At 72.8% G+C, this 16,057-nt stretch carries 7 protein-coding genes; 3 read left to right on the top strand and 4 right to left on the bottom strand.

Annotated elements, in window-relative coordinates; genetic code table 11:
• Positions 1 to 115 precede the first annotated feature (115 nt).
• The 3 genes from ACFVHV_RS39570 to gndA all read left to right on the top strand — a co-directional run bounded on the left by ACFVHV_RS39570 (position 116) and on the right by gndA (position 11,217).
• Complete coding sequence (locus tag ACFVHV_RS39570; RefSeq protein ID WP_380358167.1) at positions 116 to 8,122, top strand: amino acid adenylation domain-containing protein; 8,007 nt, start codon at positions 116 to 118, stop codon at positions 8,120 to 8,122.
• 153 nt (positions 8,123 to 8,275) lie between these two features.
• Positions 8,276 to 9,601 (top strand): MFS transporter, encoded by a 1,326-nt coding sequence (locus ACFVHV_RS39565; RefSeq protein WP_359912533.1) that lies wholly within the window; start codon positions 8,276 to 8,278, stop codon positions 9,599 to 9,601.
• Positions 9,602 to 9,762: 161 nt separating this feature from the next.
• On the top strand, positions 9,763 to 11,217 hold the full coding sequence (gndA, locus tag ACFVHV_RS39560) for an NADP-dependent phosphogluconate dehydrogenase (protein WP_380358164.1): 1,455 nt from the start codon (positions 9,763 to 9,765) through the stop codon (positions 11,215 to 11,217).
• A 64-nt stretch (positions 11,218 to 11,281) separates the two neighbouring features.
• Here the strand turns inward: gndA and ACFVHV_RS39555 are convergent, their stop codons facing one another.
• From ACFVHV_RS39555 to ACFVHV_RS39540, 4 genes are all read right to left on the bottom strand, one after another.
• Positions 11,282 to 12,034 (bottom strand): SDR family oxidoreductase, encoded by a 753-nt coding sequence (locus ACFVHV_RS39555; RefSeq protein ID WP_380358161.1) that lies wholly within the window; start codon positions 12,032 to 12,034, stop codon positions 11,282 to 11,284.
• 74 nt (positions 12,035 to 12,108) lie between these two features.
• Positions 12,109 to 13,431, bottom strand: a complete 1,323-nt coding sequence (locus ACFVHV_RS39550; protein ID WP_380358158.1) for an MFS transporter — start codon at positions 13,429 to 13,431, stop codon at positions 12,109 to 12,111.
• A gap of 3 nt (positions 13,432 to 13,434) precedes the next feature.
• Positions 13,435 to 14,067 carry a DUF5825 family protein gene (locus ACFVHV_RS39545; protein ID WP_359912544.1) on the bottom strand — a complete coding sequence of 211 codons (633 nt, stop codon included), beginning with the start codon at positions 14,065 to 14,067 and terminating at the stop codon, positions 13,435 to 13,437.
• Positions 14,067 to 15,977 (bottom strand): RiPP maturation radical SAM C-methyltransferase, encoded by a 1,911-nt coding sequence (locus ACFVHV_RS39540; protein ID WP_380358155.1) that lies wholly within the window; start codon positions 15,975 to 15,977, stop codon positions 14,067 to 14,069. The genes ACFVHV_RS39545 and ACFVHV_RS39540 overlap by 1 nt, the downstream gene beginning before the upstream one ends.
• Positions 15,978 to 16,057 lie beyond the last annotated feature (80 nt).

The following is a 16,057-nucleotide window of genomic DNA, read 5'->3' as shown; positions in this document are numbered from 1 at the left end:
GTTGGACGCGTGGTTGCGTCCGGTGCCGGCGGGGGTGGTCGGTGAGGTGTATGCGGCGGGGGCCGGTCTGGCGCACGGGTATGTGGGTCGGGCGGCGCTGACGGCGGAGCGGTTCGTGGCGAGTCCGTTGGGTGCGGCGGGCGAGCGGATGTACCGGACGGGTGACCTGGGGCGTTGGCGTGCCGACGGGGTGCTGGAGTATGTGGGGCGTGCGGACGACCAGGTGAAGATCCGGGGGTTCCGGGTCGAGCCGGGGGAGATCGCGGCGGTGCTGCAGGCGCACGAGGCGGTGGCCCAGGCCGCCGTGGTGGCGCGGGAGGACCGTCCTGGGGACAAGCGTCTGGTCGGCTATGTGGTGCCGGTCACCGGCCGGGAGATCGAGGTTGATGAGCTGAGGCGTTTCGCCACGGGGCGTCTGCCGCGGCACATGGTCCCCTCGGCGCTGGTGGTGCTGGAGGCGCTGCCGATCACGCCGAACGGCAAGCTGGACCAGCGCGCCCTGCCTGCACCCGCAGCCGTCACCGCCGAGCAGAACGGACGAGCCCCGCGCTCGGTGCAGGAGGAACTGCTCTGCGGCCTGTTTGCCGAGCTCCTCGGGGTGCCGTCAGTGAGCATCGATGACGACTTCTTCGCCCTGGGCGGCCACTCGCTCCTGGCAGCCCGGTTGATCAGCCGGATCCGCAGTACCTTCGATGCCGAGCTCGGGATCCGTGACCTGTTCGACGCCTCCACGGTGGTGGGTGTCGCGGAGAAGCTGAAGGACGGCCGTCCGGCGCGTCCGGCGCTGGTGGCGGGCGTGCGGCCGGAGGTGCTGCCGCTGTCGTTCGCCCAGCAGCGGTTGTGGTTCCTGGACCAGCTCGAAGGCGCCTCCGCGACCTACAACAGCCCGTTCGCGTTCCGCCTGCACGGCACGGTGGACGTGGAGGCTCTGCGCGGCGCGATCGGCGACGTCGTCGGCCGGCACGAGGCCCTGCGTACGGTCTATCCGACGGTCGACGGCCAGCCCCGCCAGCTGATTCTGCAGGTCGGCGACGCCCACGTCCCGTTCACGGTCGAGCCGTGCACGGAGGACGAGGTGGCGGAGCGGATCTCCGCCGAGGCGTTCGCCACCTTCGATCTCTCCGCCGAACTTCCGCTGCGGGTGGTGCTGTTCACCCTCGGCGAGGACGAATCGGTCCTGGTGCTGACCTTGCACCACATCGCCAGTGACGGTTGGTCCTCCGGTCCGCTCTGGTCGGGTATGGCCTCGGCCTACCAGGCTCGGCTGGCCGGTCTCACCCCGGAGTGGGAGCCGCTGGCCGTCCAGTACGCGGACTACGCACTGTGGCAGCACAACCAGCTCGGCGACGCCATGGACCAGCAGCTCGCCTACTGGGCGGAGGCGTTGAAGGGCTCGCCGCAGGAGCTGGCTCTGCCGTTCGACCGGCCCCGCCCCGCCGCCGCGTCGCATGACGGCGAGCTGTTGGAGTTCGGGCTGGACGCCGAACTGCACGCCGAGCTGGAGGGGTTGGCCCGGCGGCACGGTGTGACGCTGTTCATGGTGCTGCATGCCGCGTTGGCGGCTCTGCTGTCGCGTCTGGGCGCCGGCACGGACGTCCCGATCGGGACGGTGGTGGCGGGGCGTTCGGACCAGGCGTTGGACGACGTGGTCGGGTTCTTCGTGAACACGCTGGTGCTGCGGACGGATGTGTCGGGTGAGCCGACCTTCGGCGAGCTGTTGGGCCGGGTCCGTGACGCGGATCTGGCGGCGTTCACGAACCAGGACGTGCCGTTCGAGCGGCTGGTGGAGGAGCTGAACCCGGTGCGTTCGCTGGGCCGGCACCCGCTGTTCCAGGTGATGCTGGTCCTGCAGAACAATGACGAGGGCACCCTTCGGCTTCCTGATGTCGTCGTGACGACCGAATCGTTCGGGACGCCGCCCGTCAAGTTCGATCTCAACCTGACCTGCGTCGAGAACCGTGACGGTTCCAATGCGCCCGCCGGTATCACGGCTGTTCTGCAGTTCGCGACCGATCTGTTCGATCGGGGGACCGCGGACCAACTGGCGGAGCGGTTGGTGCGGTTGCTGGGTGTGGCGGTCGGGGATCCGGAGGCTCCGGTGTCCGGCTGGGAGGTCTTCGATTCTCCTGAGCAGGAGCGGTACTTCCTGGCGCGGGCGGAGCGGGCGCGGGTCGGTGCGGCGGAGGAGGCCGAGGAGGGGCAGGGTGCGGTGCGGGGGCATCGTGGTCCTCGGACGGCGCAGGAGGAGATCCTGTGCGCGTTCTTCGCCGAGGTGCTCGATGTTCCGTCGGTGGGGATCGACGACAACTTCTTCGCTCTGGGCGGTCATTCGCTTCTCGCGACGCGGTTGATCAGCCGGATCCGTACGACCCTGAACGCCGAGCTGGGCATCCGTGACCTGTTCCGCAACCCGACCGTGGTCGGGGTCGTGGAGAAGCTGAAGGACGGTGGCCCGGCCCGACCCGCGCTGGTGGCGGGCGTGCGGCCGGAGGTGCTGCCGCTGTCGTTCGCCCAGCAGCGGTTGTGGTTCCTGGACCAGCTCGAAGGCGCCTCCGCGACCTACAACAGCCCCTTCGCGTTCCGCCTGCACGGCACGGTGGACGTCGAGGCCCTGCGCGGCGCGATCGGCGACGTCGTCGCCCGGCACGAGGCCCTGCGCACGATCTACCCGACGGTCGGTGGTCAGCCGCGGCAGCTGATTCTGCCGGTCGGCGATGTCGAGGTGCCGTTCCGGGTGGAGCCGTGCACGGAGGAGGGGGTGGCGGAGCGGATCTCGGCCGAGGCGTTCGCGACCTTCGACCTGGCCGCCGAACTCCCGCTGCGGGTCGCGCTGTTCACGCTCGGTGAGGGGGAGTCCGTCCTCGTCCTGACTCTGCACCACATCGCGAGTGACGGTTGGTCCTCCGGTCCGCTCTGGTCGGGTATCGCCTCGGCCTACCAGGCCCGGCTGGCTGGTTCCGTGCCGGTCTGGGAGCCGCTGGCGGTCCAGTACGCGGACTACGCACTGTGGCAGCACAACCAGCTCGGCGAGACCATGGACCAGCAGCTCGCCTACTGGGCGGAGGCGCTGAAGGGCTCGCCGCAGGAGGTCGCTCTGCCCTTCGACCGCCCCCGCCCCGCCAGTGCCTCGCACGAGGGCGAGCTGCTGGAGTTCCACCTCGATCCCCAACTGCACGCCGAACTGGACGCGTTGGCGCGCCGCCACGGGGTCACCCTGTTCATGGTGCTGCATGCCGCGCTTGCGGCTCTGCTGTCGCGACTGGGCGCCGGCACGGACATCCCGATCGGCACGGTCGTCGCCGGGCGTTCGGACCAGGCCCTGGACGACGTGATCGGGTTCTTCGTGAACACGCTGGTGCTGCGGACCGACGTGTCGCAGGCCCCCACCTTCGGCGAGCTGCTGGGCCGGGTCCGTGACACCGACCTGGCGGCGTTCACCAACCAGGATCTGCCGTTCGAGCGGCTCGTCGAGGAGCTGAACCCGGTCCGCTCGCTGGGCCGGCACCCGCTGTTCCAGGTGCTCCTGGTTCTGCAGAACAACGACGAGGGCACCCTGCGGCTGCCGGGCCTCACCGCGCAGCCCGAGTCCTTCGGGACCCCGCCCGCGAAGTTCGACCTCAACCTGACCTGCGTCGAGAACCGTGACGGTTCCAATGCGCCCGCCGGCATCCTCGCCGTGCTGCACTACGCCACCGACCTCTTCGACCGCGCCACCATGACCCTGCTGGCGGAGCGGTTGGTGCGCTTGCTCGCTGTTGTGGCCGGGGATCCGGAGGTTCCGGTGTCCGGCTGGGAGGTCTTCGACTCTCCTGAGCAGGAGCGGTACTTCCTGGCGCGGGCGGAGCGGGCGCGGGTCGGTGCGGCGGAGGAGGCCGAGGAGGGGCAGGGCGCGGTGCGGGGGCATCGTGGTCCCCGGACGGCGCAGGAGGAGATCCTGTGCGCGTTCTTCGCCGAGGTCCTCGATGTGCCGTCGGTGGGGATCGACGACAACTTCTTCGCTCTGGGCGGTCATTCGCTTCTCGCGACGCGGTTGATCAGCCGGATCCGTACGACCCTGAACGCCGAGCTGGGCATCCGTGACCTGTTCCGCAACCCGACGGTCGTGGGCGTCGTGGAGAAGCTGAAGGACGGTGGCCCGGCCCGACCCGCGCTGGTGGCGGGCGTGCGGCCGGAGGTGCTGCCGCTGTCGTTCGCCCAGCAGCGGTTGTGGTTCCTGGACCAGCTCGAAGGCGCCTCCGCCACCTACAACAGCCCCTTCGCGTTCCGCCTGCACGGCACGGTGGACGTCGAGGCCCTGCGCGGCGCGATCGGCGACGTCGTCGCCCGGCACGAGGCCCTGCGCACGATCTATCCCGCGCACGACGGGCAGCCCCGCCAGCTGATTCTGCCCGCCGGCGACGCCCAGGTCCCGTTCCGGGTCCAGCCGAGCACGGCGGACGAAGTCGCGGAGCGGATCTCGGCCGAGGCGTTCGCCACCTTCGACCTGGCCACCGAACTCCCGCTGCGGGTCGCGCTGTTCACTCTCGGCGAGGACGAATCGGTCCTGGTGCTGACCTTGCACCACATCGCGAGTGACGGTTGGTCCTCCGGTCCGCTCTGGTCGGGTATCGCCTCGGCCTACCGGGCCCGGCTGGCCGGGCTCACCCCGGAGTGGGAGCCGCTCACCGTCCAGTACGCCGACTACACCCTCTGGCAGCACAACCAGCTCGCCGAGACCATGGACCAGCAGCTCGCCTACTGGGCGGAGGCGCTGAAGGGCTCGCCGCAGGAGGTCGCTCTGCCCTTCGACCGGCCCCGCCCCGCCGCCGCTTCGCACGAGGGCGAGCTGCTGGAGTTCCACCTCGATCCCCAACTGCACGCCGAACTGGACGCGTTGGCGCGCCGCCACGGGGTCACCCTGTTCATGGTGCTGCACGCGGCGCTGGCCGCTCTGCTGTCGCGGCTGGGCGCCGGCACGGACATCCCGATCGGCACGGTCGTCGCCGGGCGTTCGGACCAGGCCCTGGACGAGCTGGTCGGGTTCTTCGTGAACACGCTGGTGCTGCGGACCGACGTGTCGGACGCCCCCACCTTCGGCGAGCTGCTGGGCCGGGTCCGTGACACCGACCTGGCGGCGTTCACCAACCAGGACCTGCCGTTCGAGCGGCTCGTCGAGGAGCTGAACCCCGTCCGTTCCAGCTCCACGCACCCGCTCTTCCAGGTGATGCTGGTTCTGCAGAACAACGACGAGGGCACCCTGCGGCTGCCGGGCCTCACCGCGCAGCCCGAGTCCTTCGGAACGCCGCCCGTCAAGTTCGACCTCAACCTGACCTGCGTCGAGAACCGGGACGGCTCCAATGCGCCCGCCGGCATCCTCGCCGTGCTGCACTACGCCACCGACCTCTTCGACCGCACCACCATGACCCTGCTGGCGGACCGCCTGCTCCGGCTGCTGGCCGCCGTGGTCGCGGACCCGGACCGGTCGATCGAGGCGGTCGACGTCCTGACCCCGGCCGAGCGCCGGCGGATCCTCGTGGAGTGGAACGACACCGGGCGCGTCCCGGCGGACACCCGGCCGGTCCCGGAGATCTTCGAGGGGAGTGTCCGGCGGATGCCGGACGCGAACGCGCTCGTCTTCCAGGGCGAGGCCCTGACGTTCCGTGAGCTGAACGCGCGGGCGAACCGCCTGGCGCGGCTGCTGATCGACCGCGGGGTGGGACCGGAGCAGACCGTGGCCGTCCTGCTGCCGCGGGGCACCGACCTGATCGTCTCGCTGCTGGCGATCCTGAAGGCCGGCGCCTGCTACGTCCCCGTCGACCCGGAGTACCCCGTCGAGCGGGTCACGTACATGCTGGACAACTGCGGGCCCGCCCTCGTGATCACCGGCCGGGAGACCGCCGCGCGGTTCGCGGGCCTCGGCGGGCGCGTGCCGCAGCTGCTGGACCTGGCGGAGCCCGCGGTCGGCGCCGAACTGGCCGGCCGGTCCGACGCCGACGTGTCGGACGCCGATCGGCTCTCGCCGTTGCGCCCGGAGCACTCCGCGTACGCCATCTTCACCTCCGGGTCGACGGGGAAGCCGAAGGGCGTGCTCATCGAGCACCACTCGCTGGCCAACCTCGTCCACAGCCACCGGGAGGACGTCTACCGGGCCGACATCGCCTCCGCCGGCCGCCCCCTGCGCGCCGCCATGATCGGGGCGACGACCTTCGACGCCAGCTGGCTGCTGCTCTTCTGGCTGCTGGACGGCCACGAGCTGCACCTGGTGGACGACGGGACGCGCCGGACGCCGGAACTCCTGGTCGACTACATCGAGGCCGAGGGGATCGACTACATCGAGACGACCCCGACCTACTGCCGGCAGCTGATCGAGCTGGGCATGCTCTCCGCGGAGCGCTCCTCCCGCCCCCGGATCGTCGACGTCGGCGGCGAGGCGGTCGACGAGGCGCTCTGGGCGGACCTGCGGCGGGCCGGGGTCGCCGGCAACAACCAGTACGGTCCCACCGAGTGCACCGTGTACAGCACGAACGCCGTGATCGGCGCGTACGAGCGGCCGGTCATCGGCCGGCCGATCCGCAACACCCGGCTGTTCGTCCTGGACGACCGGCTGCGGGTGGTCCCGCCGGGCGTCCCCGGCGAGCTGTACATCGCGGGGGAGCTCCTGGCCCGCGGCTACCTGGGCCGGCCGGCCCTGACCGCCGAGCGCTTCGTGGCGAATCCGTTCGGGGCGCCGGGCGAGAGGATGTACCGCACCGGCGACCTCGTGCGGTGGCGGGCCGACGGCGCCCTGGAGTACGTGGGCCGGGCGGACGACCAGGTGAAGATCCGCGGCTTCCGGATCGAGCCGGGGGAGATCGCCGCGGTGCTGCAGGCGCACGAAACGGTGGCGCAGGCCGCCGTGGTGGCGCGGGAGGACCGGCCGGGGGACCAGCGCCTGGTGGGCTACGTGGTGCCGGTCGCCGACCGGGAGGCCGACCCGGAGGAGCTGCAACGCTTCGCCGCGGGGCGGCTGCCGCGCCACATGCTGCCCTCGGCGGTCGTGGTGCTGGAGGCGCTGCCGATGACGTCGCACGGCAAGCTCGACCAGCGGGCGCTGCCGGCGCCGGTCGCCGGTGCGGGCGGCGGCGGGCGGGCTCCGCGGTCGGCGCAGGAGGAGATCCTGTGCGCGGTGTTCGCCGAGGTCCTCGGGGTGCCGTCGGTGGGGATCGACGACGACTTCTTCCTCCTGGGCGGTCACTCGCTCCTCGCGGCCCGGCTGATCAGCCGGATCCGCACCGCCCTCGGCGCCGAGATCGGCATCCGGGACGTCTTCGACGCCCCCACCGCCGCCGCCCTCGCCGGACGGCTGGACGACGCGGGGCAGGGCGACGGCGCCCTCGCCACCCTGCTGCCGCTGCGCAGGAGCAGCGGGCCGGCGGCCCGGCCGCTCTTCTGCGTGCACCCCGCGGCCGGCATCAGCTGGGTCTACTCGGGACTGCTCCGCCACCTCGACGGCGACCGTGCCCTGTACGGTCTCCAGGCCCGCGGCCTGCTGGCCCCCGAGGCCGTTCCGGAGAGCCTCGACGCCATGGTCGACGACTACCTGGCACTGATCCGCTCCGTGCAGCCGCAGGGCCCGTACGCGCTGCTGGGGTGGTCGTTCGGCGGGGTCGTGGCCCATGAACTCGCCGTCCGGCTCCAGGAGGAGGGCGAGGAGATCGAGGTCCTCACCCTGATGGACGGCTTCCCGGCCGGTGGCACCGGGACCCCGGCCGGGTCGGCCGAGGCACTGAGCGGCGAGGAGGCCGTGCGGGCGCTCCTGGAGTCGCTCGGCTACGACCCGGATTCCGCGGCGGCGGCGGACGGTCCGTTCGCGCTGCTCGACGACGCCACGCTGGAGGCCATGGCCAGGGTCTTCCTCGGGAACGTCGCGGTGCTGGACTCGTTCAAGTCCCGTACGTTCAGGGGCGATGTGCTCTTCTTCGAGGCGACCAGGGAGGAGCCGTTCCCGCCGGTGCGGCCCGAGGACTGGCAGCCCCACGTCACGGGCCGGATCGAGGTGCACCGGGTGACCGGACGGCATGGTGAAATGACGCGGCCGGATCAGCTCGCCCAGATCGGCCCGGTCCTCGCCGCCCGGCTCGCGGGCGAGCGCGACGGGTCCTAGCTGCTGGATAGGCGGCCCGTGTGCCGGTCGGCACACGGGCCGCGCGACGGCCCTCCCGTTCGTCCCGGCACTGCCCGGCGAGCGGGAGGGGGCCCGGTCGGCGGGCGGTTTCGGACGGTTCGGCTTCCCTTCCTCGAGAAATTGGAGCGATCGATGGGCAATGACACACGTGGTGGCCTGCTCCGCCGCCACCGGGACTTCCGGCTCCTCTGGTTGGGCGAGACCGCGGGGCGCTTCGGTCAGTCGGTCACGGTTCTCGCCGTCCCGTTGATCGCCGTTTCGACCCTGCACGCCGACACCTTCGAGGTGAGCCTGCTGAGCGCGGCGCCCTGGGTGCCGTGGCTGCTCATCGGGCTGCCGGTGGGGGTCTGGGTGGACCGGCTGAGGCGCAGGCAGGTGATGTTCTGGGCCAACATCGTCTGCTTCGCGCTCTTCGCCAGCGTTCCCGTGGCGGCCTGGGCGGGGGTGCTGAAGGTCGGTCAACTCCTGCTCGTGGCCCTGCTCGCGGGCGCCGCCACGGTGTTCTTCCAGACCGCGTACACCGCCTACCTGCCGACGCTGGTGAAGCCGGAGGACCAGGCCGAGGGCAACGCCAAGCTCCAGGGCAGCGCCTCCGCGGCGCAGATCGTCGGGCTCGGCTGCGGCGGCCTGCTCATCCAACTCGCGGGCGCGGCCAACGGGATGCTGGTCAACACGACGACCTTCCTGCTCGCGACGCTCTGCCTGGTCGGCATCCGGCACCGGGAGGCCGCTCCCGAGCGGGTCGAACGACCGCGCGGCGCCATGGCCGAGGAGATCCGGGAAGGACTGGGGCTGCTCTTCGGCGACCCCTTCCTGCGGAGCCTGGCGCTCTTCGGAGCGGCGTCCAACCTCGCCCTGTCCGGGTACCAGTCGCTCACCGTGGTCTTCCTGGTCCGTGAGATCGGCCTGTCCTCCGGGACGATCGGCAGCCTGGCGATGGTCGGCGGTGTCGGCGGCGTGCTGGGAGCCTTCGTCGTGCGCCGGGTCAGCGCCAGGCTGGGCACCGGCCGCTCCCTGCTGATGTTCGAGCTGGTGCTGCCGGCGCTGGCCCTGCTCATCCCGCTGGCCGGCCCCGGCTGGGGGCTGACGATGGTCGTCCTCGCCTACGCCGGGGTGTCGATCGGCGTGGTGGCGGGCAATGTGCTCAAGTCCGGGTTCGTCCAGAGCTACTGCCCGAGCGGCGTGCTCGGCCGGCTCGTCGCGAGCTCCGCGTTCCTCAACTACGGCACGATGCCGCTGGGCGCCGTGCTCGGCGGCGCGCTCGGCACCTGGCTCGGTCTGCGCCCGGCCCTGTGGATCCTGACCGCGGGCGTACCGGCGGCGGCCCTCTTCCTCTACTGCTCCCCGATCCGCGGCCACCGGGACCTGCCGACCGGGCAGATGTCCGTGCGCCGGCCGGAGACGGATCCCGAGACGGACCCGGAGGCGGACGTGGAGCCGGTCGAGGCGGTCCGCTGAGACGCCGGGCGTCGCCGCGGGCCCGGGGCACCTGAACGGGGGAGTTCCCCGCGCGGCGGGAGGGCGCGGGTTGTGAGCATGGGTACGGCCGGCCCCGGCGGCCGCGGCGCAGGACCCGCGGGCCCGGCCGGGGGACTCCCCGAGGAAGGAAGCACCCGCCCATGGAGGCATCCGCACAGATCGGCGTGACGGGGCTCGCGGTGATGGGCCGCAACCTGGCGCGGAACTTCGCCCGCAACGGCTACACGGTCGCGGTGCACAACCGCACGCCGGGACGGACCACGGCGCTGGTCGAGGAGTTCGGCCACGAGGGAGCGTTCGTCCCGGCGGGATCGCCGCAGGAGCTGGTGGCCGCGCTGGAACGGCCCCGCCGGCTCCTGATCATGGTGAAGGCCGGGCAGGCCACCGACGAGGTCATCGAGGAGTTCGCCCCGCTGCTGGAAGCGGGCGACATGATCATCGACGGCGGCAACGCGCACTTCGCCGACACCCGCCGCCGGGAGCGGGCGCTGCGCGAACGCGGCATCCACTTCGTCGGCAGCGGCGTCTCCGGCGGGGAGGAGGGCGCGCTGCACGGCCCCTCGGTCATGCCCGGCGGCTCCGCCGAGTCCTACGCCGTCCTCGGCCCGATGCTGGAGCGGATCAGCGCCCACGTGGACGGCGATCCGTGCTGCACCCACATCGGCACCGACGGGGCCGGCCACTTCGTGAAGATGGTGCACAACGGCATCGAGTACGCCGACATGCAGCTCATCGCCGAGGCCTACCACCTCCTGCGGGAGGTCGGCGGGTACACCCCGGCCGAGATCGCCGAGACCTTCCGGAACTGGAACAAGGGGCGGCTCGACTCCTACCTGATCGAGATCACCGCCGAGGTGCTCGCCCACACCGACGCCGCCACCGGCAGGCCCTTCGTCGACATCGTCCAGGACGCCGCGGAGCAGAAGGGCACCGGACGCTGGACGGTGCAGACCGCCCTGGACCTCGGGTCCCCGGTCACCGCCATCGCCCAGGCCACCTTCGCCCGGGTCGCCTCCGCCCGGGCCGAACTGCGGGCGGCCTACCGGCCGCTGCCCGGGGGGACCAGGCAGGAACTGCGCCCGCACGAGGCCGAGCGCTTCACCCGCGACGTCGAACAGGCCCTCTACGCGTCGAAGGTCATCGCCTACGACCAGGGCTGGACCATGATCCGCGACGCCGCGGCCGAGTACGGCTGGGACATCGACCTGGGGGCGGTGGCGAGGATCTGGCGCGGCGGCTGCATCATCCGCGCCGCGTTCCTCGACCGGATCCGCGCCGCCCACGCCGCCAACCCCGACCTGGTCAGCCTGCTCGCCGAGGAGCGGTTCGCGGCCGAGGTCTCCGACGCCCAGGCGGCCTGGCGCACGGTGGTGGCCGGCGCGGCCCAGCACGGCATCCCCGTGCCGGCGTTCTCCGCCGCGCTCGCCTTCTACGACACCCTGCGCAGCGAGCACCTGCCCGCCGCGCTGATCCAGGGGCAGCGCGACTTCTTCGGCGCCCACACCTACCGCCGCACCGACCGTCCGGGCAGCTTCCACACGCGCAGGGCCGAGCCCGGCCGCCCCGAGGTGCGGACGGACGGCGGGACGGCGTAGCGCGTCACCGGCCGGCCCTGCCCTCGTGGCCGCGCGCTCGGGGGCGGCTCGGTACCGGGGCGGCTCAGTACCGGGCGTCGGCGGCGTCGAGGGTGATCTCCGCGATCCGGGCGTGGCCGGGGCGGCCCATCGCCCACGCGACGGCGGCCGCCACGTCCTCGGCGAGCAGCGGGTGGTACGGCCAGTCGGTGACCTCGTGGACGCGCGGGGCGGCGGCCCCGGACAGGACCGAGGCGAACTCGGTGTTGGTGGCGCCGGGGGAGATCAGGCAGATCCGGCAGCCGCCGGGCGGCCGTTCCTCCTCGGCGAGCGAGCGGACGAAGCCCGCCAGCCCGTGCTTGGTGGCGGCGTAGGCCGCGTAGCCGGGCGAGGGCCGGGTGCCGAACAGGGAACCGACCAGCACCAGGTCCCCGCCCCGGGCGTCCAGTTCGGGCAGGAGCAGGCGCGTGACGATCATCGGGGCGAGCAGGTTGACCCGCAGCTGGGACTCCCACGGCGCGCTGTCGGCCTCCCGCACCGGTCCGTGGCCGCGGCCGTGCCCGGCCGCCAGCACCGCGCCGGCGAGCGGGCCGGGCAGGGCCGCGAGGACGTCCGTCAGCGCGTCGGCCAGTTCGTCGGTGCGCTCCAGGTCCAGGGGCGCCGCGACGGCGGCGGTGCCGTGGTCGGCGGACAGCTCCGCGGCCAGCGCCTTCAGGCGATCCTCGCGCCGGGCGATCAGCACCAGGTCGTGCCCGCGGGCGGCGAGCCGGCGCGCGGTGGCCGCTCCGATGCCGCTGCTCGCTCCGGTGATCAGCACGGTTCCCGCTTCGCCGGACATGCGGCCTCCTGTTCCTCGGGGGACGTGGTGCGGGGACGACGGAGCTCAGGGGCCGGCGGGACCCGGGGGCGGGCTCAGGCCTTCTTCCGCTCCGCCGCCCGCTCGATCTCGGCGAGCATGTCGCGCGGGAACCAGAGGCTGCTCGCGCCCGCCAGGGCAACGGCCGCCGCCCCGACCAGCACCGGCACGATGCCGACCCGGGAGGCCAGCCACCCGCCGACGAAGGCGCCGACGGGCAGGGTGGCGGTCAGCACGGCCTGGAGGAAGGCGTTCACGCGGCCCAGCAGGTGGGCGGGGGTGACGAGTTGGCGCCCCGTGGTCATGGCGATCGACCAGACGGTGGCCAGCAGTCCGAACAGCAGCTGGTACAGCACCAGGACCGGGAACGGCAGCCCCAGGGAGGCCGCCGGGATGAGGAAGAGGGCGGCCCCCGCGCCCACGGCGCACAGCCGGATGGCCCGGGCCATGCCCAGCGAACGGGTGACGGAGGTCGCGGCCAGCACACCGGAGCCCATCCCGACGGCGTACGCGGCGTAGACGGCGCCGAGCTGCCACGGGGGCAGCTGGAGTTCCCGGTCGGCGTACAGGACGAACAGGCCGCCGCCGGCCCCGCCGCCCAGGTTGAGTCCGGCCGCGGCCAGGGCCTGGCGGCGCAGCAGGGTCTCGCGCCGGATGACCGCCAGGCCTTCCCGCAGGGCTTCGAGGCGGGAGCGCGCGCCGCTGGCCGCGTTCGCCGGCCGGTTCAGGGAGGTCGGCAGCGCGAGGAACAGGGCCCCGCCGACGAGGTAGGCGGCGCACTCGACCAGCAGCGCCGGGGCCGGGTCGATCACGCTGATCAGGAGGCCGCCGAGCGCGGGCCCGCCGATCAGGCCGATGGTCCGGGCGCCGGTGAGCGAGGAGTTGGCCGGCAGCAGGCGTTCCGCGGGCACCACGCGGGGCAGACAGGACTGCAGCGCGACGCTCTGGGCGGAGTTCAGCGCCCCGGAGGCGGCGGCCGCGGCGAACAGGTGCGGCCAGGTCAGGCCGTCCAGCGCGGCCGCGAGCGGCACGCTGCCGATGGCGGGGACCTGCAGCCAGGACAGCGAGACCAGCATCCGCCGCAGCCGGGCCCGGTCGACGGCGACGCCGATGAGGGGGCTGAGCAGGACGCCGGGCAGGTAGGTCATCGCCATCAGCGCCGAGGCGCCCAGCGGGCCGGCGTGCAGGTGGGCGATGGCCAGCAGCGGCAGCGCCAGCGCGGTGACCTGGCGTCCCACCGAGCTGGTCATCTGCTCCGTGACCAGCAGCAGCAGCGGACGGTGCCGGCGCAGCGGCACGGATTCCGGGGCCGGGGGCGGGGTCGCGGGCGGGCCGGACTCCGCGGGTACGGACGACTCCTCGGCCGTGGAAGATCCCATGTATCAGACTCCTGTGTCGGGCACGGTCCAGTGGCGGATGCGTGGAGGCAGTGTCACCGCCCAGCCCCGCGTGACGAGCACGAGGCCTTCGGACGCCAGGACGGACACGGCCTCACGGCCCGTACTGCTGAGGTCGTCCAGGGCGGTGGGGGTCAGGCAGGCCCGGAAGGTGGCCACCAGGTCGGGGTGGTCCAGCGCGAAGCGGGCCGAGGCGTCCGGGTCCCGGCGGTCCCTGACCTGGAGGAAGCCCGGTCCCTGCCGGTAGTAGAACCGTCCGTACGCGTAGGCGGAGCGCCACTCGGCCAGGGCGGGTCCGGCCTCCGCGGCCCCGGAGGGGTCGGCCGTCCCGGGATCCTGCGGGGCGGGCGGCGGCAGGTGGTGCAGGTGGTGGAGGGCGAAGTCGGCGGCGGAGGGGTCCCGCAGCGCCGGGTCGTCCGGGGCCAGGGACCACCGCACCGGGAGCACGTGGCTCTGGCACTCGCGCAGCAGCCGGACGGCCTCGGCGGCGGGCCGCCCGCCCGCGCCGAGGGGGACCGGCGCGGCGAGGACGACCAGCCGGCCGTCCAGCCGATGGGGGACCGTGTCCGGCAGGTCCGGCAGGTCCGGCGCCGCGAGGGAGGGCTTGGCGATCGGCATCACGCCACCTCCTCGGGGGTGGGGAGGGCGGCCGGGAAGGCGGTGCCCAGGTCGGGTGCGCGCACCGGCACCGCCCGGGTGGGCAGCGCGAGCAGGGTGTCGTCGTCCTTGAACACCAGTCCGTGCGCGAGCAGTTCGCGTCCCCAGTCGGTGAGCGTGTCCAGCGGGACCTCGTACCCGGCCTCGGCCAGGCGGCGGTGCAGGGCGGGGAGGGTGCGGCCGTGCTCCAGCTCGCGGAACGCGGCGGCCCGCCAGTGCGTCAGCCGGTGGGTGCGCCGCGGCCAGCCCTCGCGTTCGTCGTGGACGAGCAGGTCCCCCTCCTCGCCGCCGTCGCCGCCGTCCGCGGCCGGTTCGAGCAGGAGCCGGGAGGACGGGTAGGCCTCCGTCCAGCGGTCGATCTCCTCCGCCAGCCGTCGTTCCAGCTCGCCCTGGATGCCGGTGGCCGGGGCGTCGAACAGGTAGACCAGGTCCTCCAGTTCCTCCCGCGGCAGCTGGTAGACGTGCTGGTAGATGTCGGCGGGGCGGCGCTCGGTGAAGCCCAGCGCGGGGTTGGTGAAGTGCGGGCTGAACCGCTCCAGCGCGATGCGGGTGGCACCGCCCGGGGGCTGGAGGTGGCGCAGGGCGGGCATCTGGTCGATGATCTCCGTGTAGTCCTCGTCGCGTTCGCCCGGGAACCCGTAGAGGTAGTTCCAGACGCAGGTGAGCGCGTGGTTCTCGCACTCCCGCATGGTACGGACGTTGCGGGCGCCGGTGACCCCCTTGTCCATCAGACCGAGCACCCGGCTGTTCAGGCTCTCGATGCCGGGCTGGACGTGGGTGACCCGGGCGCGGCCCAGCAGGGCGATCTGGTCCTGGCTGAGGTTCGACTTCACCTCGTAGTGGATGCGCAGGTCCCACCCGCTGTCGGCGGCCCGTGGCAGGAAGTCACGGAAGTAGTCCATGCTGATGATGTTGTCGACCGTGATGACATCGAGCAACTTGTGCCGCTGGACGAGCCGTTCGATCTCGGACCAGAGCTGCTCGCCGTTCTTCGAACGGAACTCCATCAGGCTGCCGTTGAGCCCGCAGAAGGTGCAGTGGTGCTTCTCGCCCCACCAGCAGCCGCGGGCACCCTCCACCACGAGCTTGGGCTCGACGAACTCGGCCACCGGGGAGGAGTCGAAGGACTCCTGCCAGGCGTCGAAGTCGGGGCTGGGCAGCAGTCCGATCGGGACGGTGCCGCGGGCCTCCCGGTTGGCACGCGAGGTGCCGCCGTCCCACCAGCAGACCCCGGGGACGTCCGCGGGGGCCGTGCCGCGCTCGATGTGGGCGAGCAGCGCCGGGAAGGTCTTCTCGGCCTCCCCGCGCACGACGTGGTCCAGGAAGGGGTGGTTGCGGTGCAGGGCGTGGCCCATGACGCTGTCGCAGTTGCTGCCGCCCAGCACGGTGACGACCTCGGGCCGCAGGCGCTTGATCTCCCGGGCGAGGGCGAGCGAGGGCACGTTCTGCAGGAAGGTGGTGGTCATGCCGACCACGTCGGGGTCGGTGGCGAGCACCTCCCGGGCGGCCTCGGCGATGAACCGCGCGGCGTGCGGGCGCATCCGCAGCAGGCTGTCGATCGACGATCCGGTGCGGGCCGCGTAGGCGGTGAGCTGCTCGGTGCCCCACTGGTCGTCGTCGTAGAGGCTGCCGGAGAAGACCCAGTCGCCGAAGCCGTCGAACACCTGGTCGTCGGCGACGGTCATGTACTCCGTGGGCGTCAGTTCGCCGTCGCTGTGCTCCAGCAGGAACTCGGCCCAGCGCAGCCACCCGTGGTACTCGGCGACCTCGTCGGCCGGCCGTTCCCGGGCGACGAGTGCGTGCAGGAGACCGACCTGGAGCGACGGCATCTCCAGGGCCTGCCACGGCATGGAGACGAGCGCGATACGCATTCCCTGGCCTTTCGGACTCTCGGACGGTGAGGAGGACAGTGGAGAGGCGGGGGGGCCCCCCGCGGGGGGGGCCCGCGGGA

The organism is Kitasatospora sp. NPDC127116, assembly GCF_042677365.1.
Taxonomy (GTDB): domain Bacteria; phylum Actinomycetota; class Actinomycetes; order Streptomycetales; family Streptomycetaceae; genus Kitasatospora; species Kitasatospora lactacystinica.
Note: the sequence above shows the minus strand (reverse complement) of the source record. Positions and strands in the feature narration are given on the sequence as shown.

Bases quoted from the DNA above. Each gene is read 5' to 3' on its own strand.
- ACFVHV_RS39565 (WP_359912533.1), top strand. From the start codon at position 8,276: ATGGGCAATGACACACGTGGTGGCCTGCTCCGCCGCCACCGGGACTTC.
- gndA (WP_380358164.1), top strand. From the start codon at position 9,763: ATGGAGGCATCCGCACAGATCGGCGTGACGGGGCTCGCGGTGATGGGC.
- ACFVHV_RS39555 (WP_380358161.1), bottom strand. From the start codon at position 12,034: ATGTCCGGCGAAGCGGGAACCGTGCTGATCACCGGAGCGAGCAGCGGC.
- ACFVHV_RS39550 (WP_380358158.1), bottom strand. From the start codon at position 13,431: ATGGGATCTTCCACGGCCGAGGAGTCGTCCGTACCCGCGGAGTCCGGC.
- ACFVHV_RS39545 (WP_359912544.1), bottom strand. From the start codon at position 14,067: ATGCCGATCGCCAAGCCCTCCCTCGCGGCGCCGGACCTGCCGGACCTG.
- ACFVHV_RS39540 (WP_380358155.1), bottom strand. From the start codon at position 15,977: ATGCGTATCGCGCTCGTCTCCATGCCGTGGCAGGCCCTGGAGATGCCG.